Raw genomic sequence first — 23,238 nt, 5'->3', positions numbered from 1 at the left:
GCGGCAGGCTCGCTGCGCGAACATCTAAGAGGGCACTGTGCAACTGACGGAACTGATTGAAACCACGGTCGTGGGACTCGGCTACGAGCTCGTCGATCTCGAGCGCACCGGGCGCGGCATGTTGTGTATCTATATCGACCAGCCGGCCGGCATCGCGATCGAAGACTGCGAGAAAGTCACGCGTCAGCTCCAGCACGTTTTGACGGTCGAAAATATCGATTACGAGCGGCTTGAAGTATCGTCGCCGGGGCTCGACCGCCCGCTGAAAAAACTGGCGGATTTTGAACGCTTCGCAGGCAGCGAAGTGGTAATCACATTGAAAAAGCCATTGGACGGACGGAAATCGTACCGGGGCATCCTGCATGCTCCGCAAGACGAGACGATCGGTCTGGAATTTGAAGGGAAGGAAGGCGCCGCGATGCTCGATTTCACGCTCGCGGATATCGATAAGGCACGCCTCGTTCCGAAGTTTGACTTTAGGAGCCGCAAACAATGAGTCGCGAAGTGTTGATGCTGGTGGATGCGCTGGCACGCGAGAAGAACGTCGACAAAGACGTGGTATTTGCCGCGCTCGAGGCGGCCCTCGCTTCGGCCTCCAAGAAACTCTTCGAAGAAGACGCGGATATTCGCGTCCAGATCGATCGTGAAAGCGGCGAACACGAAACGTTTCGACGCTGGAAAGTGGTGCCGGACGAAGCCGGTTTGCAGGAGCCGGATCAGGAAATCCTGTTGTTCGAAGCACGTGAACAGAAGCCCGAGATTCAACTCGACGAGTTCATCGAGGAACCGGTGCCGTCGATCGAATTCGGCCGTATCGGCGCGCAGGCCGCCAAGCAGGTGATCCTGCAGAAGGTGCGCGACGCCGAACGCGAACAGATCCTGAACGACTTCCTCGAGCGCGGCGAGCACATCATGACCGGCTCGGTGAAGCGTCTCGACAAGGGCAACTTCATCGTTGAAACCGGCCGTGTCGAAGCGCTGCTGCGCCGCGACCAGCTTATTCCGAAGGAAAACCTGCGCGTGGGCGACCGCGTGCGCGCCTACATCGCGAAGGTCGATCGCACCGCGCGCGGTCCGCAGATCGAACTGTCGCGTACGGCGCCCGAGTTCCTGATGAAGCTGTTCGAGATGGAAGTGCCGGAAATCGAACAAGGCCTGCTGGAAATCAAGGCGGCCGCGCGCGATCCGGGCGTGCGCGCAAAGATCGGTGTGGTCGCGTACGACAAGCGCATCGATCCGATCGGCACCTGCGTCGGCATTCGTGGTTCGCGCGTGCAGGCGGTGCGTAACGAGCTCGGTGGCGAAAACGTCGACATCGTGCTATGGTCGGAGGATCCCGCACAGTTTGTGATCGGCGCGCTCGCGCCGGCAGCCGTCCAGTCGATCGTCGTCGATGAAGAAAAACATTCGATGGACGTCGTCGTAGACGAAAACGAACTGGCGGTCGCGATCGGCCGCAGCGGCCAGAACGTGCGTCTTGCCAGCGAACTCACCGGCTGGCAGATCAACATCATGACGCCGGACGAATCTGCGCAAAAGCAGAATCAGGAACGTGGCGTTTTGCGTGACCTGTTCATGGCGCGTCTCGATGTCGACGAAGAAGTCGCTGACATCCTGATCGACGAAGGCTTTACGAGCCTCGAAGAGATTGCCTATGTGCCGCTCAACGAAATGCTCGAAATCGAAGCGTTCGACGAAGACACCGTCCACGAACTGCGTAACCGCTCGCGCGACGCGCTGTTGACGCAGGCAATCGCGAATGAAGAAAAGGTCGAAAATGTAGCGCTCGACCTGAAGAGCCTGGACGGCATGGACGCCGACCTGCTCGCCAAGCTGGCCGAACATCAGATCCAGACGCGCGACGAACTCGCCGAGCTGGCTGTGGATGAACTGGTCGAGATGACCGGAATGGAAGAGGATGCCGCTAAGGCGTTGATCATGAAAGCACGTGAACACTGGTTCCAGTGAGAAATGACCATGGCGCACTAAATTGAAGCGGCCGTCAGGCCGCATGACCCGATGCTAACCGCAAGGAATCGGTCCTTGCATTAAGAGGAATGAATGGCGAGTAACAACGTAGCCCAATTTGCCGCGGAACTGAAAATGCCTGCAGGCGTGCTGCTTGAGCAGCTGCAGGCGGCGGGCGTCACAAAAGCGAGCGAAGACGATAGCTTGTCCGAAACGGACAAGGCGCGTCTGCTCGACCACTTGCGCAAGTCTCACGGCTCGACTGATGCTGACAAGCGCAAGATCACGCTGACGAAACGGCATACGTCGGAAATCAAGCAATCCGATGCGACGGGCAAAGCTCGCACCATTCAGGTCGAGGTGCGTAAGAAGCGCACTTTCGTCCGCCGCGACGAAACCTCCGCTGAAAACGGAGATGCATCGAATCATGTGGCTGAGGCCGACATCGACGATCTGGAACTCCAGCGTCGTGAAGAGGAAGCTCGTCACGAAGCCGAGTTGCTCGAAAAGCAGGCTCAGGAGCTGAAGGCGCGTCAGGAACAACTCGAGCGCGAAGAAGCGGAACGTCAGGCGCGCGAAGCGGCTGCTGAAGCCGAGCGTCGCCGCGCCGAAGAAGAAGCCGCGAAGAAGCGTGCTGCGGCCGAGGCGGCAGCTCGCGAGCAGGCGCAGGCTACCAAGCCGGCACAAGCTGCGCAACCTGCGGCCGCGAAAGCTGAACCGGTCGCCGCCAAGACAGCGGAGCCGGCGGTCGCCAAGCAAAGCGAGCAGGACGACGAGCGTGCCGCAGCGGAGCGCGCCGCGCAACGCGAAGCCGCAAAGAAAGCAGAAGACGCAGCGCGTCAGGCTGCTGAAAAAGCGCGTGCCGAGCAGGAACAGATCGCCAAGCGCCGTGCCGCGGCTGAAGCCGAAGCGCGCGCGATTCGCGAAATGATGAACACGCCGCGCAAGGCGCAGGTCAAGGCGCCGGAACCGGCACCGAAGCCCGCTGAGCCGGCCAAGGCCGCGGAAGCGAAGGGCACGCTGCACAAGCCGGCGCGTCCGGCTGGTGAAGCACCGGCGCGTCCGGCAGCCAAGAAGCCGGCAGCTGCGGCTCCGGCTGCCACGACCACGCCTTCCGCCGGCGACAAGAAGAAGCCGGGCGGCGGCAAGGGCGGCTGGCAGGACGACGCCGCGAAGCGCCGCGGCATCAAGACGCGTGGCGATACGAGCGGCGGTGTCGATCGCGGCTGGCGCGGTGGCCCGAAGGGTCGCGGCAAGCATCAGGATCAGAACACCACGTTCCAGGCGCCGACCGAACCGATCGTGCGTGAAGTGCACGTGCCGGAAACTATCACGGTCGCCGATCTGGCGCACAAGATGGCGGTGAAGGCGTCGGAAGTCATCAAGTCGATGATGAAGCTCGGCCAGATGGTCACGATCAACCAGATGCTGGACCAGGAAACGGCGATGATCATCGTCGAGGAACTGGGTCACCACGCGGTTGCGGCCAAGCTGGACGATCCGGAAGCCATGCTGGTCGAAGGCGAGATTTCCGATGCGGAATCGTTGCCGCGTCCGCCGGTCGTCACGGTCATGGGTCACGTCGACCACGGCAAGACGTCGCTGCTCGACTACATCCGCCGCGCCAAGGTTGCGGCGGGCGAAGCGGGCGGGATTACGCAGCACATCGGCGCTTACCACGTCGAAACGCCGCGCGGCGTCATCACGTTCCTCGACACGCCGGGTCACGAGGCCTTTACGGCCATGCGTGCCCGTGGTGCGAAGGCAACGGACATCGTGATTCTGGTGGTTGCAGCCGACGACGGCGTGATGCCGCAAACGAAGGAAGCAATCGCTCACGCGAAGGCAGGCGGCGTGCCGCTCGTCGTCGCGATCAACAAGATCGACAAACCGGATGCCAATCTGGAACGCGTGAAGCAGGAACTCGTCGCGGAAGGCGTCGTGCCGGAAGAGTACGGCGGCGAATCGCCGTTCGTGCCGGTGTCGGCCAAGACCGGCGCGGGCATCGACGATCTGCTCGAAAACGTGCTGTTGCAAGCCGAAGTGCTGGAATTGAAGGCACCGGTCGAAGCGCCGGCCAAGGGTCTCGTTATCGAAGCGAAGCTCGACAAGGGTAAGGGTCCGGTTGCAACGATCCTGGTCCAGTCGGGTACGCTGAACCGCGGCGACGTGGTGCTGGCAGGTAGCGCCTACGGTCGCGTGCGAGCCATGCTCGACGAAACCGGCAAGCCGACCAAGTCGGCGGGCCCGTCGATCCCGGTCGAAATTCAGGGTCTGTCGGAAGTCCCGCAGGCAGGCGAAGAAGTCATCGTCATGCCGGACGACCGCAAGGCGCGTGAAGTCGCACTGTTCCGTCAAGGCAAGTTCCGCGACGTCAAGCTGGCCAAGCAACAGGCCGCGAAGCTCGAGAACATGCTGGAGCAGATGGGCGAAGGCGAAGTGGCGTACATGCCGCTCATCGTCAAGGCCGACGTGCAAGGTTCGCAGGAAGCGTTGGTGCAGTCGCTGCTCAAGCTTTCCACCGACGAAGTGCGCGTGCAGATCGTGCACGGCGCCGTGGGTGGCATCAGCGAGTCCGACGTCAACCTGGCAACGGCCTCGAAGGCGGTCATCATCGGCTTCAACACCCGTGCGGACGCGCAGGCGCGCAAGCTGGCGGAAGCCAACGGCGTCGATATTCGCTACTACAACATCATCTATGACGCAGTGGATGAGGTGAAGGCCGCGATGTCGGGCATGCTGGCACCGGAGAAGCGCGAAATCGTCACGGGTACGGTCGAAGTGCGTCAGGTCTTCAAGGTACCGAAGATCGGCGCGGTGGCCGGCTGTATGGTCACGGACGGTTTCGTCAAGCGCTCGTCGTCGGTGCGCGTGCTGCGCAACAACGTCGTCATCTTCACGGGCGAGCTCGATTCGCTCAAGCGCTTCAAGGACGACGTGAAGGAAGTCCGTCAGGGCTTCGAGTGCGGTATGTCGATCAAGAACTTCAACGACATCGTCGAAGGCGATCAGTTCGAAGTCTTCGAGATCACCGAAGTCGCGCGTACGCTGTAATTCACGCGGCACGGCTCTAGGGGCGGAGCGGGCTTTAACGCCCGCTCCGCCCGTTGTTTTTGGGGCCACACTTTTTGTTCGTGTCCGTCGCGCAGAGCGCCTGCGCGCGAGTTTCTTCCGGTCATCCTGGGCCGTTTGAATGCCGCGAGGATAAAGCCCAAAACGCAGCGGCGCGAACCACTTTTTTGCATCCGTCAGAACGGATCACATCACACCATGCCTAAAAAACGTTCTTCACCCAATCGCAACGTGCAGATCGCCGATCAGATCCAGCGCGATCTGTCCGAACTGCTTCGCGAGGTCAAAGATCCGCGCATCGGCATCGTCACGATTCAAAGCGTCGAACTGACGCCGGACTACGCGCACGCCAAGATCTATTTCACGACGCTCACCGGCGATCCGCAGCAGACGCTCGAGGCGCTCACGCACGCGGCCGGCCATCTGCATAATCAGTTGTTCAAGCGCCTGCATATCCACACCGTGCCGACGCTGCATTTCCATTACGACAAAACGATCGAGCGCGCCGTCGAGATGTCGCGTTTGATCGACGAAGCCAACGCCAATCGCGCGAAAGAAGACTGAACGCGCTGTTTGCCGCGGCGCTCGCTGCCATGCCTGAGCCGCCATGCGCTCAGTGCTGTTTTCCGCACCCTTCGAAGACTTTCGTCTTTCTGACATGACCGCACCTCAACGCCCCCGCGTGCCGCGTCGCGCGCTCGACGGCGTGCTGCTGCTCGACAAGCCGCTCGGCCTGTCGAGCAACGACGCGCTGATTCGCGCGAAGCGTCTCTATCTGGCGAAAAAGGCGGGCCACACCGGCACGCTCGATCCCTTGGCCACAGGCTTGCTGCCGCTCTGTTTCGGCGAAGCCACCAAGTTTTCGCAAGACCTGCTCGAAGCCGACAAGACCTATGAGGCCACCATGCGTCTCGGTGTCCGCACGACCACCGGCGACGCCGAAGGCGAAGCGATCGACACGCGTGAAGTCACGTGCGACGAAGCGGCGGTTCAGGCGGTTCTACCGAAGTTCGTCGGCGAAATCACGCAAGTCCCGCCGATGTATTCGGCGCTCAAGCGCGACGGCAAGCCGTTATACGAATACGCGCGCGCGGGCCAGACGGTCGAGCGGGAAGGGCGTCAGGTGACGATCCTCGCGCTCGAGATGCTCGCCTGCGCATTGCCGGACGTAACGTTTCGCGTGACGTGCAGCAAGGGCACGTATGTGCGCACATTGGCCGAGGATATTGGCGAAGCGTTGGGCTGTGGCGCGCATCTGGTGGCGCTGCGGCGCACCGGCGTCGGCGCACTGACGCTCGACAATTCGGTGACGCTCGACGCGTTGTCCGACGCAGCCGAAAGCGAACGCGATGCATGGCTGCAACCTGTCGATGCGTTGCTGTCGACATTCCCGCTGGTGCACTTGAACGAAGACGAGACGCGCCGCTTCCTGCACGGCCAGCGGTTGAAACTGTCCGAACTGACCATCACGGGCGATGCGGTGAATGCGCCGCGCGTCCGGGTGTACGCGGCGCAAGGGCGTCTGCTTGGCGTCGCCAGACAAGGCGAGGGTGTGCTGGCACCCGAACGGCTGGTCATCACGACGGCAAGCTGAAAACCATGCAGGTGGCAAGCGCGCGATAAACGCGCTGGAAAGAAAAAGGCGGGACCGCTCAGAAGAATCGGTCCCGCCTTTTTTATATCGTTCTGCCGGATACGGACTTGCGCCAACAGCTCAGTGCGCCGCCGCGGCCGCCGCGCCCGCGTCGCCGCCGGCACGTTCAGGTCTGGTGATCCAGATCAACGCGATCAGCGCGATAAAGATGCCGGCGGACACGAAGAACAGGTCGTTCACACCGAGTTGTGCGGCCTGCTGCGTCGCCATCGTATTGAACAGTCCGTATGCCTGCGGTTGACTGAAGCCCACCGCGCCCATCTGCCGGATCGACTGGTCGAACACCGGGTTGTACGCGTTAGCCTGTTCGGCCAGTTGCGCGTGATGCATGATCGTGCGGTGATCCCATGCCGTCTGGAAAATCGATGTTCCGATGCCGCCGCACATGATCCGCACGAAATTCGACAGGCCCGACGCCGCCGGAATCCGGTTGCCCGGCAGTCCCGACAGGGTGATCGACACCAGTGGGATGAAGAACCCGGCCATGCCGATCCCTTGAATCAAGGTAGGCACCAGCAGCGAAAACGTATCGACGCCGGTCGTATAACGCGAGCGCATCCAGAAACATAGTGCGAACACGAGGAACGACAGGGTCGCGATATAGCGCGGATCGGTGCGCGGCAATATCTTGCCGGTGATCGGCGACAGCAGCACGGCGAACAGGCCGACCGGCGCCATCACCAAACCGGCTTCGGTCGCGGTGTAGCCGATGTCGGTTTGCAGCCACAACGGCAGCAGCACCAGATTGCCGAAGTAAAGCCCGTAGCCGATCGACAACGCGACGGTGCCGCCCGTGAAATTGCGCCGGCTGAACAGCGACAGGTCCACCACCGGGTGCTCGGCCGTCAACTCCCACACGATAAAGAATGCGAGCGCGATCACCGCCACCAGCGCCAGGACGACGACGGTCGTCGACGAAAACCAGTCCAGATCCTTGCCCTTGTCGAGCATGACCTGCAGCGAGCCAACCCAGACGATCAGCAGGCCGAGACCGACGCCGTCGATCGGCGCTTTTCTGATGACCGAATCGCGATTGCGGAAGATCGTCCACGTGGCCACGGCGGCAATCGCGCCGACCGGAATGTTGACGTAGAAAATCCACGGCCACGAAATGTTGTCCGAGATCCACCCGCCGAGAATCGGGCCGGCCACCGGCGCGATCAGCGTGGTCATCGCCCACATGGATAACGCCATGGGCGCCTTGGCGCGTGGATAGCTCGCGAGCAGCAGCGTTTGCGACAGCGGAATCATCGGACCGGCCACCGCCCCTTGCAACACGCGCGAAGCGAGCAGAAAGGGCAGGGTCGGCGCAAGGCCGCACATCCACGACGAGATCACGAACAGGATGATCGACGCCATGAACAGCCGCACCTGGCCGACGCGTTCGGTCAGCCAGCCGGTGAGCGGCACGGAGATCGCGTTGGCGACCGCGAACGAGGTGATCACCCACGTGCCCTGATCCGACGACACGCCCAGGTCGCCCGAAATCGAGGGAATCGACACATTGGCGATCGACGTGTCGAGCACGTTCATAAAAACGGCGAGCGACACCGCGATGGTGCCGATCACCAGTTGCGCGCCCTCGAGCGGCGGATGAGGGACTTGCGCCTGAGCCTGAGCCATTAAAGAAGCCTTGTGTGAATCGTCGCGTGCCTTACATCACTTTCGCTGCGACAGGCTTCGCGCCGTCGGCCTGGGTCGACTTTTGCGAGCCGCCGTTCGGACCTGCGTTTTGCGAAATGATGCGGGCGATTTCCGCGTCAGCCTGGTCGCCGTACTTCTCGAACACGTTGGTCTGATAGACCGTGTTCGGCGCCTGGCCGAGCTGGCCGCCGTTGTCGTCCTTGATGCTGACGTCGGCTTGCATGGACAGGCCGATCCGCAGCGGATGCTGTTCCAGTTCCTTCGGATCGAGCGCGATCCGCACCGGCAGACGCTGCACCACTTTGATCCAGTTGCCGGTCGCGTTCTGCGCGGGCAACAGCGAGAACGCCGAACCCGTGCCCGCTGAGAAGCCGACCACCTTGCCGTGGTACACCACCGACGAACCGTACACGTCGGCCGTCAGTTCGACCGGCTGGCCGATGCGCATGTGCTTGAGTTGCACTTCCTTGAAGTTCGCGTCGACCCACACGCCGCCGAGCGGCACGATCGCCATCAACGGGGTGCCCGGTGAGACGCGCTGGCCGACCTGCACCGAGCGCTTCGCCACGTAGCCGGTGACCGGCGCCGGCAGGTTGTTACGCGCGTTGTTCAGGTACGCGTCGCGGACCTTCGCGGCGGCGGCCTGCACGTTCGGGTGATTCGCGATCGTGGTGTTGGCGGTCAGCGCGCGGTTCGAGTTCAACTGCTGCTGGGCGGCATCGACGGCGGCTTGCGCACTCTTCACGGCGTCGCGGGCATGCGAGATTTCTTCCTGCGACACGGCGCCGGTTTGCGCGACCGTCATACGGCGCTTCAGGTCGTCCTGGGCGCGCGACAGGTCGGCCTGGCGCTGGGCTACTTGCGCCTGGTATTGATTGTCGTCGGCGAACAGGCCGCGCACCTGGCGCACCGTCTGCGCGAGGTTCGCTTCGGCCTGATCGAGCGCGACGCGGGCGTCGGCCGGATCGAGCACGACGAGCGGGTCGCCCGCCTTCACCGTTTGCGTGTCGTCCGCGTTCACGGCGACGACCGTGCCGGTAACTTGCGGCGTGATCTGCACGACGTTGCCGTTCACGTACGCGTCGTCGGTGTCTTCATGGAAGCGCGCGACGAGGAAGTAGTAAAAGCCGTAGGCGATCGCGGCGATCAGGATCACGATGACGAGCAGCGTCATCATGAGTTTGCGTTTGCCGTTGTTAGCCGGCGGTTGTGCCGGCGGTTGCGTCGGCTGCTGGGCCGACTGGGTCGGCTGGGTCGGCTGAGTCGTAGCCGCGGGCTGTTGGGTGGTGCTCATTAATGTGCTCCGGGTTCTTTCAGACGTCGTCGTTTATTCGGATGTTCGTGCGTGTGTTCGATCTGGCCGTGGTTCGCGCGCTCAGTTCGCAGCGGTGGTCGCGGCGGAGGCCGATGCCGGAGCATCGGTCGGCACCACGAGGCCGGTCTGCGTCGCGTCGAAGCCGCCGCCGAGCGCCTTGATGAGCCCGATCTGCATGTCGCGGCGGCGCATCTTGAGGCCGGTCACCGTCTGGTCGGCGGCGAGTCGGTTCTGGTCGGCGGTCAGCACCTGCAACTGCGGCGACAAACCGGCCTTGTAGCGGATCACAGCCAGCTCATATGCCTTGGTCGACGCGTCGAGCGCGCGTTGTGCGTCGCCTTGCTGCTGGTCGATCGAACGGATCGACGACACTTGCGTCGCGACGTCAGAGAGGGCGCTGATCAGCGTCTGGTTGTAGTTCGCCACGTCCAGGTCGAAGTCGGCGAAGCGGCCCTTCAGCTGCGAGCGCAGCGCGCCGGCGTCGAAGATCGGCAGGTGAATGGCCGGGCCGAATTGCATCTGACGGCTGCTGGATTTAAGGAAGCGGCCCCAGCCGAACGCGTCGAAACCGAAGCCGGCCGCGAGGTTCACGTCCGGGAAGAATTCCGCTTTGGCTTCCTTCACGTCGTGCATCGAGGCTTCGACTTGCCAGCGCGCGGCGACGATATCCGCGCGGCGCGCGACGAGGTCGGCGGGCAGGTTGTCCGGCAGCGCCACGACGTTGCCGTTGGTCAGCGCGGGCTGCGCGATCTGCAGGCCGCGATCCGGACCCTTGCCGAGCAGTGCGCCCAGTTGATAGCGCACGACCGTGATCTGACCGTCGAGGTCGGTCAAATTGGACTGGCTGGTCGCAATGTTGCCGTTCGCGGTTTGCCGTTCGACATTGGTGTCGAGGCCGGCCGTCACGCGGCCATTCGTGATGCGGCCGATATCCTGGCGGTTGGCGATTTCGCGCGCAGCGATGTCGCGGAACGCGTACAACTGCGCGAGCTGGTTATACGTGCTCGCCACCGACGCCGCGAGCGTCACGCGCGCCTGCTGCATGTCGGCCTCGGCGGCCTTTTCCTGCGACACCGCCTGACCCAGCCGCTCACGATTCTTGCCCCACAGATCCAGATCCCACGACGCACTGGCCAGCACGTTGTTCTCGCTATACCAGGTGCCGCCGTACGGAGGCGGGTAGAGCGCGTTGGCCGAGAACAGTTCGCGGGTCCACGAATAGCTGCCGTTCACCTTCGGGTACAGCGCCGCGCGCGAACTCTCGATATACGACGAGGCCTTGGCAAGACGCGCTTGCGCCTGCGCGATCGACGGGCTGCCTTCCAGCGCTTCGGCGATCAGCTTAGGCAGTTGCGGGTCGCCGAACTGGTTGGCCCAGTCGAGCGACGGCCACTGGCCGCCCTGACCAGCGAGGCTCTGGGCGGACTCGTACTGAGCGGGCGACGAGATCTGCTTGTCGCTTTTCATGCCGAAGTAGTTCGCGCACCCCGTGAGGGCGAGCGCCGTCACCACTGCGGCGACGGCGGCCCGGCTCGAAAGCGCGGGCGCGGACAGGGAAAGGGATTTCATCGCTCGACTCTTTGAGTGGAATGTAATGATGGACACTGCAAGCAATTTCTTACGATTTGCTGTCAAAATTGCTTGCTGCATCACGGGTTAGTCCCGTTTGATCGCCGGAGTTGACGAGCACGCGACGCAGCATGCTCTTCAGAAAACCCACTTCTTCCGCGGTGAAGCCGCCTAGCAAACTGTCCAGCACGCCGGTGAAAATAGCCGGCATTTTGGCGGCGATGGCGTGACCTTCCGGCGTCAGCGCGAGGCGCACGACTCGTCGGTCCTCATTGCTGCGAACCCGCGTCAGCAGACCGCGTTTCTCCAAGCGGTCGATCAACCGCGTGACGGCGCTCGCGTCGATGCCGTATTCGCGGGCCAGTTCGGCCGCCAGCAGGCATTTGCCGCTCGCCACCATAAACAGGATGCTGCCTTGCTGGCTCGTAATGCCCAACTCGGCCATGCTGCGCTGGGTGACCAGGTTCGACAGGGTCGATTTCACTCGCGAGATCAGATAGCCGACGCTTTCGCCTAGCTGGTATTCGCTGATCTCCGGCGGGGGTGTAGCGGACGGCTCCGTCATGATTCTCGTGCGAATGCAATGGTTGACTAGGCAGGATTATAGGGGCCGGTTGGTTGACGCGGCAAGTGTTATTACAGCTTAGGCAAGGAACTTTCTCCGCTCAAGTCATAATCCGCGTGATTTTGCGTAGGATTTCGCCCACCTGCTTACGTTTCGTTTCTGACGGCCGCTGCGCAGCCGACCCCGGCCCTATCAGGGAATACCAGAAAGCTTCATTTGCACGTGCTACAATATTGGGTTCCCAAAAGTGCGCTTTGGGCTTTGTTGGTTTCGTTCACACAATGCTGCTGCTGGCGCACTCAACTGTCTCCAGGTTCCTATGACTCGCGCCCTACGCAACATCGCCATCATTGCTCACGTCGACCACGGCAAGACCACGCTCGTCGACCAGCTCCTCCGCCAGACCGCCACGTTCCGTGACAACCAGCAGATCGCTGAGCGCGTGATGGACTCGAACGACATCGAAAAAGAACGTGGCATCACGATCCTTTCGAAGAACTGCGCGGTCGAGTACGAAGGCACGCACATCAACATCGTCGACACGCCGGGCCACGCCGACTTCGGCGGCGAAGTGGAGCGCGTGCTGTCGATGGTCGACTCGGTGCTGCTGCTGGTCGACGCCGTCGAAGGCCCGATGCCGCAAACGCGCTTCGTGACCAAGAAGGCGCTGGCGCTCGGTTTGAAGCCGATCGTCGTGATCAACAAGGTGGACCGTCCGGGCGCGCGTATCGACTGGGTGATCAACCAGACGTTCGACCTGTTCGACAAACTCGGCGCCACCGACGAACAACTCGACTTCCCGATCGTCTACGCATCGGGCTTGAACGGCTACGCGGGCTTGACCCCGGACGTGCGTGAAGGCGACATGCGCCCGCTGTTCGAAGCCGTGCTGCAACACGTGCCGGTTCGCCCGGCCGATCCGACGGCTCCGCTGCAACTGCAGATCACGTCGCTGGACTACTCGTCGTATGTCGGCCGTATCGGCGTGGGCCGCATCACGCGCGGCACGATCAAGCCGGGCATGTCGGTCGCCGTGCGTTCGGGTCCTGACGGCGCGATTCTGAATCGCAAGATCAACCAGGTGCTGTCGTTCAAGGGTCTCGAGCGCGTGCAGGTCGACTCGGCTGAAGCCGGCGACATCGTGCTGATCAACGGTATCGAAGAAATCGGCATCGGCGTGACTATCTGCGCACCGGAACAGCCGGAAGCGCTGCCCATGATCACTGTCGACGAACCGACGCTGACCATGAACTTCCTCGTCAATTCGTCGCCGCTGGCCGGCCGCGAAGGCAAGTTCGTCACGAGCCGTCAGATCCGTGACCGCCTGATGAAGGAACTGAATCACAACGTCGCGCTGCGCGTGAAGGAAACCGGCGACGAAACCACGTTCGAAGTGGCAGGCCGCGGTGAACTGCACCTGACCATTCTGGTGGAAAACATGCGCCGCGAAGGCTACGAGCTGGCCGTGTCGCGTCCGCGCGTGGTGATGACAGAAGTCGACGGCGTGAAGCACGAGCCGTACGAAAACCTGACGGTCGACATGGAAGACGGCCACCAGGGCGGCGTGATGGAAGAACTGGGCCGCCGCAAGGGCGAGATGCTCGACATGGCGTCGGACGGTCGTGGCCGTACGCGCCTCGAGTACCGTATTTCGGCGCGTGGCCTGATCGGCTTCCAGTCGGAATTCCTCACGCTCACGCGCGGCACGGGCCTGATGAGCCACACGTTCGACTCGTATCAGCCGGTCAAGGAAGGCGCGGTCGGCGAGCGCCGCAATGGCGTGCTGATTTCGCAGGACGACGGCGCGGCAGTCGCGTACGCACTGTGGAAGCTGCAGGATCGCGGCCGTATGTTCGTGTCGCCGGGCGAGCCGCTGTACGAAGGCATGATCATCGGCATTCACAGCCGTGACAACGACCTGGTCGTGAACCCGATCAAGGGCAAGCAGCTGACCAACGTACGTTCGTCGGGTACGGACGAAGCGGTGCGCCTCGTGCCGCCGATCCAGATGTCGCTGGAATACGCAGTCGAGTTCATCGACGACGACGAACTGGTCGAAGTTACGCCGCAGTCCATCCGTCTGCGCAAGCGCTACCTCAAGGAACACGAGCGTCGCAGCGCAAGCCGCAAGGGCGCGGTGGACTAAGCAGGCGGACATCGGCCTTGGCCGGTGCAGCGCACCCTGGCAGTCAGGCAAAAGCCGCCTTCGGGTGGCTTTTGTCGTTTCCGGCCTTCCAGTCGCAGCCGATATGCCGCGCCTGGCGCCGCTTTGACCGTTTGTCCCCGATTTCCGCAGAAGACTGTTGCGACTCCCGAAAGTGGCCCGAAAGCCCGTCGCGACGGGCTTCAGCGGCAATCCGTCTGCTATCTGCACTATCCGTTCTGTGATATGCTCCCCGGGTGCAAAGTTTTAGGTCCTTCCAAGCAAGACTTGATTCGCGCAATCCGCTAAACGGTCAGGCCGTGTCGCGGAAGGTTCTGTAACCCGCTATTTCTCGAGAAACTCGAAGAAAGGTGAGCGTAAAAATGATGAAGCAATTCCAGTCGAACTCTTATCTGTTCGGCGGCAATGCTCCGTACGTAGAAGAAATGTACGAAGCGTATCTCGATAATCCGGCGTCAGTGCCCGAGAACTGGCGCAGCTATTTCGACGCGTTGCAGAACGTTCCTGCATCGGATGGCAGCAATGCCAACGACGTGGCCCACGGCCCGATCGTCGAATCGTTTGCACAACGGGCCAAGGCTAATGCCTTCATCCCGCGCACGGCAGCCGGCGGCGAAGATCTCGCTACCGCTCGCAAGCAGGTCTATGTGCAGTCCCTCATCGGCGCATATCGCTTCCTCGGCTCGCAATGGGCCAATCTCGATCCCCTGAAGCGCCGCGAACGTCCCGCTATTCCCGAACTCGAACCCGCGTTCTACGACTTCACCGAAGCCGACATGGACCAGGAGTTCAGCGCCACGAATCTGTATTTCGGATTCGAGCGCGCGTCGCTGCGTGAGATCGTCAAGGCTCTGCGCGACACGTACTGCGGCACGATCGGCGCCGAGTACATGTACATCAGCGATCCGGAACAGAAGCGCTGGTGGAAAGAGCGGCTCGAATCGATCCGCTCCACGCCGAACTTTTCGAACGAAAAGAAAAAGCACATTCTGAATCGCCTGACGGCCGCTGAAGGCCTCGAGCGCTTCCTGCACACCAAGTACGTCGGCCAGAAACGCTTCTCGCTCGAAGGCGGCGAAAGCTTCATCGCGTCGATGGACGAAGTGGTGCGTCACGGCGGCGCCAACGGCGTTCAGGAAATCGTCATCGGCATGGCTCACCGTGGCCGTTTGAACGTGCTGGTCAATACGCTCGGCAAGATGCCGGCTGACCTGTTCGCCGAATTCGAAGGCAAGCACCACGACGACCTGCCGGCCGGCGACGTGAAGTACCACAAGGGTTTCTCGTCGGACGTCTCGACCGAAGGCGGCCCGGTTCACCTGTCGCTCGCATTCAATCCGTCGCACCTCGAAATCGTCAACCCGGTGGTCGAAGGTTCGGCGAAAGCCCGTATGGACCGTCGCGGCGACGACAGCGGCCTGCAAGTGCTGCCGGTGCAGATCCACGGCGACGCGGCTTTCGCGGGCCAGGGCGTGGTGATGGAAACGCTGAACCTCGCGCAAACGCGCGGTTACGGCACGCACGGCACGCTGCATATCGTCATCAACAACCAGATCGGCTTCACGACGTCGGACCCGCGCGACTCGCGCTCCACGCTGTATTGCTCGGACGTCGTCAAGATGATCGAAGCGCCGGTGCTGCACGTGAACGGCGACGATCCCGAAGCGGTCGTGCTGGCTACGCAACTGGCGATCGACTTCCGGATGCAGTTCCACAAGGACGTCGTCGTCGACATCGTCTGCTTCCGCAAGCTGGGCCACAACGAGCAGGACACGCCGGCAGTCACGCAGCCGCTGATGTACAAGACGATCGCCAAGCACCCGGGCACGCGCGCACTCTACGCTGAAAAGCTGGTGCAGCAAGGCGTGATCACCGCGGAGGAAGGCGAGGAGTTCGTCAAGGCCTACCGCAAGGCCATGGACGAAGGCCACCACACGGTCGACCCGGTGCTCTCGAACTACAAGAGCAAGTACGCGGTGGACTGGGTGCCGTTCCTGAACCGCAAGTGGACCGACGCTGCGGACACTGCGGTGCCGCTCGCGGAACTGAAGCGTCTGGCCGAGCGCGTCACCACGGTGCCGGAAAACTTCAAGGTTCACCCGCTGGTCGAGCGCGTTCTCAACGACCGCCGCGCGATGGGCCGTGGCGAAGCGAAGCTCGACTGGGGCATGGGCGAACACCTGGCTTTCGCGTCGCTGGTTGCGTCGGGTTATGCAGTGCGCCTGACGGGTCAGGATTCGGGCCGCGGCACGTTCACGCACCGTCACGCGGTGCTGCACGATCAGAACCGCGAACGCTGGAACGACGGCACGTATGTGCCGCTGCAGAACATCGCCGAAGGTCAGGCGAAGTTCACGGTGATCGACTCGGTGCTGTCGGAAGAAGCGGTGCTGGGCTTCGAATACGGTTACTCGACCGCTGAACCGAATACGTTCGTCGCGTGGGAAGCGCAGTTCGGCGACTTCGTGAACGGCGCGCAAGTTGTGATCGACCAGTTCATCTCGTCGGGCGAAGTGAAGTGGGGCCGTGTTTCGGGTCTCACCATGCTGCTGCCGCACGGCTACGAAGGTCAGGGTCCGGAGCACTCGTCGGCACGTATCGAACGTTTCCTGCAATTGTGCGCAGACCACAACATGCAGGTCGTTCAACCGACCACGCCGGCGCAGATTTTCCACCTGTTGCGCCGTCAGATGATCCGCCTGTTCCGCAAGCCGCTGATCGTCGCCACGCCGAAGTCGCTGCTGCGCCACAAGGAAGCCGTGTCCGATCTGTCGGAACTGGCAAAGGGCGCGTTCCAGCCGATCCTCGGCGAAGTCGACGAAGCCATCGACGCGAAGAAGGTCAAGCGCGTGATCGCCTGCTCGGGCCGCGTGTATTACGACCTGCTGGCGCATCGCCGCGAATCGAAGTCGAACGACGTCGCGATCATCCGTATCGAACAGCTCTATCCGTTCGCGCACAAGCAGTTCGAAGCGGAAATGAGGAAGTACGACAACGCGACCGAAGTGGTCTGGGTGCAGGACGAGCCGCAGAATCAGGGTCCGTGGTTCTACATCGAGCACCACCTGAAGGACGGCATGAAGGAAGGGCAGAAGCTGGCATACAGCGGACGTCCGGCTTCGGCCTCGCCGGCAGTCGGCTACTACGCGAAGCACTACGAGCAGCAGAAGGCGCTGGTCGAAGGCGCTTTCGGCCGCCTCAAGAGCGCGTCGATCGCTAAATAATCACAAGAGCTGAACCGGGAAAGCGCAGGGCGCTTTCCCGTGCCGCATCTGAAAGATCAGCGCGGCAGTCAAGGTTCGCAGGCGGTGACGGGTCCATGGATCGCGCGCCGTCACCCGATACGTATTCAGGATATTCATAATGGCTATTGTTGAAGTCAAGGTTCCCCAGCTTTCCGAGTCGGTCTCGGAAGCCACGATGCTCCAGTGGAAGAAGAAGCCGGGCGAAGCGGTTGCTCAAGACGAAATTCTCATCGAAATCGAGACCGACAAGGTCGTGCTCGAAGTGCCGGCACCCTCGGCCGGCGTGCTCGCGCAAGTCATCGCGAACGACGGCGACACCGTCACGGCGGATCAGGTCATCGCCAAGATCGACACCGAAGGCAAGGCAGGCGCCGCCGCTGTCGAAGCCGAAGTGAAGCCCGCTCCGGAAGCCGCACCGGCACCCGCCGCTGCACCGGCTCCGGCGGCTCAAGCTGCATCCGCAACGGGTGCGAACACCGCTGCTTCGCCGGCTGCCGGCAAGCTGATGGCCGAAAAGGGCCTGGGCGCGGGCGATGTGTCCGGCACGGGCCGCGACGGCCGCATCACCAAGGGTGACGTGCTGACCGCGGGCGCTCCTGCTGCCAAGGCCGCACCGGCACCGGCACCGGCCGCCGCACCGAAGGCTGCGAAGCCGTCGCTGCCGGACGTCAAGGCGCCGGCTTCGGCTGACCAATGGCTGAAGGACCGTCCGGAACAACGCGTGCCGATGTCGCGTCTGCGCGCGCGTATTGCCGAGCGTCTGCTCGAGTCGCAGCAAACCAACGCCATCCTGACCACGTTCAACGAAGTGAACATGGCGCCGGTGATGGACCTGCGCAACAAGTACAAAGACCGCTTCGAAAAGGAACACGGCGTGAAGCTCGGCTTCATGTCGTTCTTCGTGAAAGCCGCGGTCCATGCGCTGAAGAAATTCCCGCTGGTGAACGCGTCGATCGACGGTAACGATATCGTCTATCACGGCTACTTCGACATCGGTATCGCAGTCGGTTCGCCGCGCGGTCTGGTGGTGCCGATCCTGCGCAATGCGGACCAGCTGAGCCTCGCCGAAATCGAGAAGAAGATTGCTGAATTCGGCCAGAAGGCCAAAGACGGCAAGCTGTCGATCGAAGAAATGACCGGCGGTACGTTCTCCATCTCGAACGGCGGTGTGTTCGGTTCGATGCTGTCCACCCCGATCATCAACCCGCCGCAATCCGCGATTCTGGGCGTGCACGCCACCAAGGAACGCGCTGTGGTCGAGAACGGCCAGATCGTAATCCGCCCGATGAACTACCTGGCGCTGTCGTACGACCACCGCATCATCGACGGTCGCGAAGCGGTGCTGTCGCTGGTCGCCATGAAGGATGCGCTGGAAGATCCGGCGCGCCTGCTGCTCGACCTGTAAGCGCGGCTCGGCTGGCGTCGGCTTGCCTTAGCGCAAACCGACGCCATATAAGCATCACGTCTTTCGCATTCCGCAGTACAGGAACGCCGTGCGCCACGAAGCGTGGCCGCGCGCCGTTCCGCCATCAAAAGGATTGTCATGTCCAAAGAATTTGACGTCGTCGTGATCGGCGCAGGTCCTGGCGGTTACATCGCCGCCATCCGCGCAGCGCAGCTCGGCAAGACCGTCGCATGTATCGAAAAATGGAAGAACCCGGCCGGCACGCTGAAGCTCGGCGGCACGTGCCTGAACGTGGGTTGCATTCCGTCGAAGGCGCTGCTCGCGTCGTCGGAAGAATTTGAAAACGCATCGCATCACCTCTCTGACCACGGTATTTCCGTGGAGAACGTGCAGGTCGATATCTCGAAGATGATGGCCCGTAAAGAAGGCATCGTCGAAAAGATGACCAAGGGCATCGAATTCCTGTTCCGCAAGAACAAGATCACGTGGCTCAAGGGCCACGGCAAGTTCACCGGCAAGACAGACGCCGGCGTGCAGATCGAAGTGAGCGGCGAAGGCGAAACCGAAGTGGTCACGGCTAAGAACGTGATCATCGCCACGGGTTCGAAGGCACGTCATCTGTCGAATATTCCGGTCGACAACAAGATCGTCGCGGACAACGAAGGCGCGCTGAGCTTCGACTCCACGCCGAAGAAACTCGCCGTGATCGGCGCGGGCGTGATCGGTCTGGAACTGGGCTCGGTGTGGCGCCGTCTGGGCGCGGACGTGACCGTGCTCGAAGCGCTGCCGGAATTCCTCGGCGCGGCTGACCAGGCGCTCGCGAAAGAAGCGGCCAAGCAGTTCAAGAAGCAGGGTCTGGACATCCACGTCGGCGTGAAGGTCGGCGAAGTGACAACGACCGATAACAGCGTGACGATCAACTACACGGACAAGGACGGCAACGCGCAAAAGCTCGAAGCCGACCGCCTGATCGTGTCGATCGGCCGCGTGCCGAACACGGACAACCTCGGTCTCGAAGCGATCGGCCTGAAGGCCAACGAGCGCGGTTTCATCGACGTCGACGACCACTGCGCGACCTCGGTGCCCAACGTGTACGCGATCGGCGACGTGGTGCGCGGCCCGATGCTCGCGCACAAGGCGGAAGACGAAGGCGTGCTGGTCGCTGAAATCATCGACGGTCAGAAGCCGCATATCGACTACAACTGCGTTCCGTGGGTGATCTACACCGAACCGGAAATCGCGTGGGTCGGCAAGACGGAACAGCAGCTCAAGGCCGAAGGCCGCGAGATCAAGACGGGCCAGTTCCCGATGATGGCGAACGGCCGCGCACTCGGCATCAACAAGGCGGAAGGCTTCGTCAAGATGATCGCCGACGCGAAGACCGACGAAATTCTCGGCGTGCACATCATCGCCGCGGATGCATCGGACCTGATCGCGGAAGCCGTGGTGGCGATGGAATTCAAGGCGGCGTCGGAAGACATCGGCCGTATTTGCCATCCGCACCCGTCGCTGTCGGAAGTCATGCGCGAAGCGGCACTCGCCGTGGACAAGCGCGCGCTGAACATGTAATTCCGCGCACGCCTGACTGACAGTACTCCGGCATTACCACGAAGGCGGGCGGGTTCACTCCCTCCCGCCTTTCTATTTGCAGCAACACGATGAACGTCACCGAATACTACGAAAAAGAACTGCAGACGCGCGGCTACCAATCGGATCCGGCGCAGCGCGCGGCGGTCGACCGTCTGCAGCGGTGCTATGAAGAGTGGGTCGAATACAAGTCGCGCCGCTCGAACGCGTTCAAGAAGCTGATCATCCACCCGGACCTGCCGCGCGGCGTGTACATGTGGGGCGGCGTAGGGCGCGGCAAGAGCTTTCTGATGGACAGCTTCTACATGATCGTGCCGGTGCAGCGCAAAACGCGTCTGCATTTCCACGAATTCATGCGCGAAGTGCATCGCGAACTGGAAGATCTGAAAGGCCAGGCCGATCCGCTCGACGAACTCGCGCGCCGCATTGCCAAACGCTACCGGCTGATCTGTTTCGACGAATTCCACGTGTCGGATATTGCCGACGCGATGATCCTGTACCGCCTGCTCGACAAGCTGTTCGAAAACGGCGTGCAGTTCGTGATGACCTCGAATTACGATCCGGACACGCTGTATCCGGACGGCCTGCATCGCGACCGCATGTTGCCGGCGATCGAACTCATCAAGCAGAAGCTCGACGTGATCAACGTCGATGCGGGCATCGACTACCGGCAACGCACGCTGGCGCAGGTCGAGGTGTATCACACGCCGCTCGGCGCCGCCGCCGACAAAGCCTTGCGCGACGCATTCGCGCGTCTTGCCGCGGTGCCCGACGAAAGCCCGATCCTGCACATCGAAAAGCGCGAGTTGAAGGCGCTGCGCCGCGCTGACGGCGTGGTGTGGTTCGACTTCGCGACCTTGTGCGGCGGACCGCGCTCGCAGAACGACTATCTGGAACTGGCGAGCCGCTTTCACGCGGTGGTCCTCTCCGGCGTGCCGCAGATGTCCGCGCGCATGGCCTCGGAAGCACGCCGCTTCACGTGGCTGATCGACGTGTTCTACGATCACAAGGTGAAGCTGCTGATGTCCGCCGCGGTGCCGCCCGATCAACTGTATACGGATGGTCCGATGGCTAACGAGTTCGCGCGCACGGTGTCGCGCATCGTCGAAATGCAATCGAAGGAATATCTCGACACGCCCCGGCGGATCGTCGACACGTCGCTGACCTGAGGCGCCGCAGGCCGTGGCCGGCGGCGCTTTTGCGATAGATCACGCGCCGTTCACCGACAGCGCGGCGTCGTCCGGCGTAATTTCAAGATTCGGATTGGTCTTATATTCCGTGCGCGGACGACTGGATATCTTTTGTCAAGGTTTTGACAAAGGAGAAACCATGAATCCTTACCGTGATATCAACGACGAAGAATGGCAACGTGTCGCACCGTTGCTTCCCGAATTGCGTCCGCGCTCCGAACTGCGTGGCCGGCCGCTCGCCAATACGCGCTCGGTGCTCAACGGCGTGCTGTGGGTCATGTACAGCGGCGCCACCTGGTCCGCCATGCCGCGCAAGTACCCGTCCTACCAGACCTGCCATCGCCGCTTCAAGGCGGCTGCAATCGGTGGGGCCATTGTACAGCAAGGGTTTGCGACGAAGGCCGATGCCACTTCGGGACCGGCGTTGGTACAGAATTGGTACGGAGCGGGTCGCAATTACTAGCGAGCCGAATCCGTACCAAGCGTGAGTAACGAGCCAATCCAAAGATGCCACACAGATACCTACTAGGAGGCTTACGCCTTCCAGTAAGGGCTTCCAACCGCCAACGGCAGCGCTTTCAGAACTTCGTGGAATGCACTGAGATGAGTCGCTGGTTCTTTGTACACGTACCGTTTCAGCAATTCAGGAACTGCGCCGGTCTTTCCGTTCTCGGAAAACACCAAGGTGATGATTTGGAACTGATCGCCCTTCTTTCGCTTTTCTTGTATTGCGTAGTCCACCTCTGAAGCCAAATAGTTCTCATCTTTGTAGTTCGGTGTTATGAAGAACACCGCTGCGCATGAGTCAGAGAATCCCTTGAGCAATGCGCGCTCCAATTCCGCTCCCGCACTCATAGCATCCTCATCCAACCACGGATCGAATCCCAATTGATCGAGAAGTTGTTTGAATTGCCGCACCAGCGGCTTGTCCGCAGACTTGTGGCTCAGGAAGATCTTCATTGGTATTAATCCGCGTGCCGTCTCATGCCGAAGCATCATAACGTCGAGTTCGATAGGGTCAAATCCCTCCGGGGGCCAGAAAATCAGCGCATCTTCCGGCGCTAACCCGTGCATCTCAACCATCCGCCGCCTGACGAATTCAACATTGTCACGCGTGATGGCTTCGGCCCCGACGATCTCGGGCGTAAGCAGTCCCATGCCATCGTTTGACCGGAACGCCTTAACGCCGGTGTGTTTGAAAAGCAAAATCATCCAGCCTTTGAAATGCCCCACTTGCAGGTTGCACCCCGACACCACCGGCCACCGCGCTGCCAGCTTCGAATGCTTACCGCGCACGCGCTCCGCATAAGGCTCTTCAACGGTTTCACGAATTTGTCGAATAAGTTTCTGATTCTCGTTTTCCGGCATGTTCATCTCTAGGTGATTCCAAGTTAGTCCGTCGCCGGAACAGCGGCCCGCAAAGCCATTAGGGCGTCAATAAAGTTCTCCGCATCCTTACGGTCGGACACATACACATCGGCAAGTTTCCGCCCCTGCGCAGTGCGCGGCTCTACGATGTACCAATGGCCCTTCAACGAAGCACGATCGAGAAGCTTCGCCTCGACCATCGTCCGGTAGTACAGCCGCGTTACATCCTTCTTGGACGAATGGTTGTACCCGGTCAGCGTCTCACGGGACGAGCCTTTGCTGCCTGCCCCATACTCCACATAGTCGTCTGTTACTTCGACGTATTCAGGGCGTTTGCTCTCGGGCTGCTCGTACATGATGCGTTCTACGATTTTCTTCGGGTCGCCATGCACCGGACCAGCCGTGTAATCAGCCGGAACATAGACACAGGCCGTGAGGGCAAGTGCGGGCAGTGCTATGGAAAGGGTGATTTTCATTTGGTCCCTGTGGTTG

Annotated in this window: 16 protein-coding genes and 1 pseudogene; 11 read left to right on the top strand and 6 right to left on the bottom strand. The window is 61.7% G+C overall.

What is annotated here, in order from left to right; all coding sequences use genetic code 11:
• Positions 1 to 37: 37 nt before the first annotated feature.
• From rimP to truB, 5 genes are all read left to right on the top strand, one after another.
• A complete protein-coding gene (gene rimP / locus B0G71_RS12810; RefSeq protein ID WP_106284567.1) occupies positions 38 to 496 on the top strand; it encodes a ribosome maturation factor RimP in 459 nt (152 codons plus the stop codon).
• A complete protein-coding gene (nusA, locus tag B0G71_RS12805) occupies positions 493 to 1,968 on the top strand; it encodes a transcription termination factor NusA (RefSeq protein ID WP_012432652.1) in 1,476 nt (491 codons plus the stop codon). The genes rimP and nusA overlap by 4 nt, the downstream gene beginning before the upstream one ends.
• 93 nt (positions 1,969 to 2,061) lie before the next feature.
• Positions 2,062 to 5,022: a translation initiation factor IF-2 gene (infB, locus tag B0G71_RS12800; RefSeq protein WP_116142229.1), complete on the top strand. Its 2,961-nt coding sequence runs from the start codon at positions 2,062 to 2,064 to the stop codon at positions 5,020 to 5,022.
• 216 nt (positions 5,023 to 5,238) lie between these two features.
• Positions 5,239 to 5,604 (top strand): 30S ribosome-binding factor RbfA, encoded by a 366-nt coding sequence (gene rbfA / locus B0G71_RS12795; protein ID WP_007182294.1) that lies wholly within the window; start codon positions 5,239 to 5,241, stop codon positions 5,602 to 5,604.
• 94 nt (positions 5,605 to 5,698) lie between these two features.
• Positions 5,699 to 6,634 carry a tRNA pseudouridine(55) synthase TruB gene (gene truB / locus B0G71_RS12790; RefSeq protein WP_116148566.1) on the top strand — a complete coding sequence of 312 codons (936 nt, stop codon included), beginning with the start codon at positions 5,699 to 5,701 and terminating at the stop codon, positions 6,632 to 6,634.
• A 120-nt stretch (positions 6,635 to 6,754) separates the two neighbouring features.
• Here truB and B0G71_RS12785 read toward each other — a convergent pair.
• From B0G71_RS12785 to B0G71_RS12770, 4 genes and pseudogenes are all read right to left on the bottom strand, one after another.
• A pseudogene (locus tag B0G71_RS12785) lies at positions 6,755 to 8,329 on the bottom strand (DHA2 family efflux MFS transporter permease subunit); the annotation flags it as partial.
• A 19-nt stretch (positions 8,330 to 8,348) separates the two neighbouring features.
• The gene (locus B0G71_RS12780; RefSeq protein WP_116142226.1) at positions 8,349 to 9,632 is read right to left on the bottom strand and encodes an EmrA/EmrK family multidrug efflux transporter periplasmic adaptor subunit; all 1,284 of its coding nucleotides are present in this window, start codon (positions 9,630 to 9,632) and stop codon (positions 8,349 to 8,351) included.
• 81 nt (positions 9,633 to 9,713) lie between these two features.
• The gene (locus B0G71_RS12775; protein WP_116142224.1) at positions 9,714 to 11,222 is read right to left on the bottom strand and encodes an efflux transporter outer membrane subunit; all 1,509 of its coding nucleotides are present in this window, start codon (positions 11,220 to 11,222) and stop codon (positions 9,714 to 9,716) included.
• 49 nt (positions 11,223 to 11,271) lie between these two features.
• The gene (locus tag B0G71_RS12770) at positions 11,272 to 11,787 is read right to left on the bottom strand and encodes a MarR family winged helix-turn-helix transcriptional regulator (RefSeq protein ID WP_116142222.1); all 516 of its coding nucleotides are present in this window, start codon (positions 11,785 to 11,787) and stop codon (positions 11,272 to 11,274) included.
• A 319-nt stretch (positions 11,788 to 12,106) separates the two neighbouring features.
• Between B0G71_RS12770 and typA the strand changes: the two genes are divergently transcribed.
• The 6 genes from typA to B0G71_RS12740 all read left to right on the top strand — a co-directional run bounded on the left by typA (position 12,107) and on the right by B0G71_RS12740 (position 21,841).
• Positions 12,107 to 13,933: a translational GTPase TypA gene (gene typA / locus B0G71_RS12765; RefSeq protein WP_116142220.1), complete on the top strand. Its 1,827-nt coding sequence runs from the start codon at positions 12,107 to 12,109 to the stop codon at positions 13,931 to 13,933.
• Between the two features lie 380 nt (positions 13,934 to 14,313).
• Positions 14,314 to 17,175: a 2-oxoglutarate dehydrogenase E1 component gene (locus tag B0G71_RS12760; RefSeq protein WP_116142218.1), complete on the top strand. Its 2,862-nt coding sequence runs from the start codon at positions 14,314 to 14,316 to the stop codon at positions 17,173 to 17,175.
• Between the two features lie 139 nt (positions 17,176 to 17,314).
• On the top strand, positions 17,315 to 18,601 hold the full coding sequence (gene odhB / locus B0G71_RS12755) for a 2-oxoglutarate dehydrogenase complex dihydrolipoyllysine-residue succinyltransferase (RefSeq protein ID WP_106284574.1): 1,287 nt from the start codon (positions 17,315 to 17,317) through the stop codon (positions 18,599 to 18,601).
• A gap of 138 nt (positions 18,602 to 18,739) precedes the next feature.
• A complete protein-coding gene (gene lpdA, locus B0G71_RS12750; protein WP_116148564.1) occupies positions 18,740 to 20,170 on the top strand; it encodes a dihydrolipoyl dehydrogenase in 1,431 nt (476 codons plus the stop codon).
• A gap of 89 nt (positions 20,171 to 20,259) precedes the next feature.
• A complete protein-coding gene (gene zapE / locus B0G71_RS12745; protein WP_106284576.1) occupies positions 20,260 to 21,357 on the top strand; it encodes a cell division protein ZapE in 1,098 nt (365 codons plus the stop codon).
• 160 nt (positions 21,358 to 21,517) lie between these two features.
• Complete coding sequence (locus tag B0G71_RS12740; protein ID WP_116142217.1) at positions 21,518 to 21,841, top strand: transposase; 324 nt, start codon at positions 21,518 to 21,520, stop codon at positions 21,839 to 21,841.
• A 71-nt stretch (positions 21,842 to 21,912) separates the two neighbouring features.
• On the opposite strand, the gene B0G71_RS41735 is transcribed toward B0G71_RS12740, so the two are convergent.
• Entirely contained in the window at positions 21,913 to 22,752 is an 840-nt protein-coding gene (locus B0G71_RS41735) for a toll/interleukin-1 receptor domain-containing protein (protein WP_220377322.1), read from the bottom strand.
• A gap of 17 nt (positions 22,753 to 22,769) precedes the next feature.
• Positions 22,770 to 23,222: a hypothetical protein gene (locus tag B0G71_RS12730; protein WP_116142215.1), complete on the bottom strand. Its 453-nt coding sequence runs from the start codon at positions 23,220 to 23,222 to the stop codon at positions 22,770 to 22,772.
• Positions 23,223 to 23,238: the final 16 nt, after the last annotated feature.

It is taken from the genome of Paraburkholderia sp. BL27I4N3 (assembly GCF_003386115.1).
Taxonomy (GTDB): Bacteria; Pseudomonadota; Gammaproteobacteria; order Burkholderiales; family Burkholderiaceae; genus Paraburkholderia.
The sequence above is the reverse complement of the archived record's forward strand: the minus strand, read 5'-3'. Positions and strand labels throughout refer to the sequence as shown.

Excerpts from the sequence above, each read along its gene's own strand:
- B0G71_RS12740 (WP_116142217.1), top strand. The coding sequence starts at position 21,518 with ATGAATCCTTACCGTGATATCAACGACGAAGAATGGCAACGTGTCGCA.
- B0G71_RS12730 (WP_116142215.1), bottom strand. The coding sequence starts at position 23,222 with ATGAAAATCACCCTTTCCATAGCACTGCCCGCACTTGCCCTCACGGCC.
- rbfA (WP_007182294.1), top strand. The coding sequence starts at position 5,239 with ATGCCTAAAAAACGTTCTTCACCCAATCGCAACGTGCAGATCGCCGAT.
- B0G71_RS12780 (WP_116142226.1), bottom strand. The coding sequence starts at position 9,632 with ATGAGCACCACCCAACAGCCCGCGGCTACGACTCAGCCGACCCAGCCG.
- lpdA (WP_116148564.1), top strand. The coding sequence starts at position 18,740 with ATGTCCAAAGAATTTGACGTCGTCGTGATCGGCGCAGGTCCTGGCGGT.
- typA (WP_116142220.1), top strand. The coding sequence starts at position 12,107 with ATGACTCGCGCCCTACGCAACATCGCCATCATTGCTCACGTCGACCAC.
- nusA (WP_012432652.1), top strand. The coding sequence starts at position 493 with ATGAGTCGCGAAGTGTTGATGCTGGTGGATGCGCTGGCACGCGAGAAG.
- zapE (WP_106284576.1), top strand. The coding sequence starts at position 20,260 with ATGAACGTCACCGAATACTACGAAAAAGAACTGCAGACGCGCGGCTAC.
- B0G71_RS41735 (WP_220377322.1), bottom strand. The coding sequence starts at position 22,752 with ATGAACATGCCGGAAAACGAGAATCAGAAACTTATTCGACAAATTCGT.
- B0G71_RS12775 (WP_116142224.1), bottom strand. The coding sequence starts at position 11,222 with ATGAAATCCCTTTCCCTGTCCGCGCCCGCGCTTTCGAGCCGGGCCGCC.
- B0G71_RS12760 (WP_116142218.1), top strand. The coding sequence starts at position 14,314 with ATGATGAAGCAATTCCAGTCGAACTCTTATCTGTTCGGCGGCAATGCT.
- infB (WP_116142229.1), top strand. The coding sequence starts at position 2,062 with ATGGCGAGTAACAACGTAGCCCAATTTGCCGCGGAACTGAAAATGCCT.
- truB (WP_116148566.1), top strand. The coding sequence starts at position 5,699 with ATGACCGCACCTCAACGCCCCCGCGTGCCGCGTCGCGCGCTCGACGGC.
- odhB (WP_106284574.1), top strand. The coding sequence starts at position 17,315 with ATGGCTATTGTTGAAGTCAAGGTTCCCCAGCTTTCCGAGTCGGTCTCG.
- B0G71_RS12770 (WP_116142222.1), bottom strand. The coding sequence starts at position 11,787 with ATGACGGAGCCGTCCGCTACACCCCCGCCGGAGATCAGCGAATACCAG.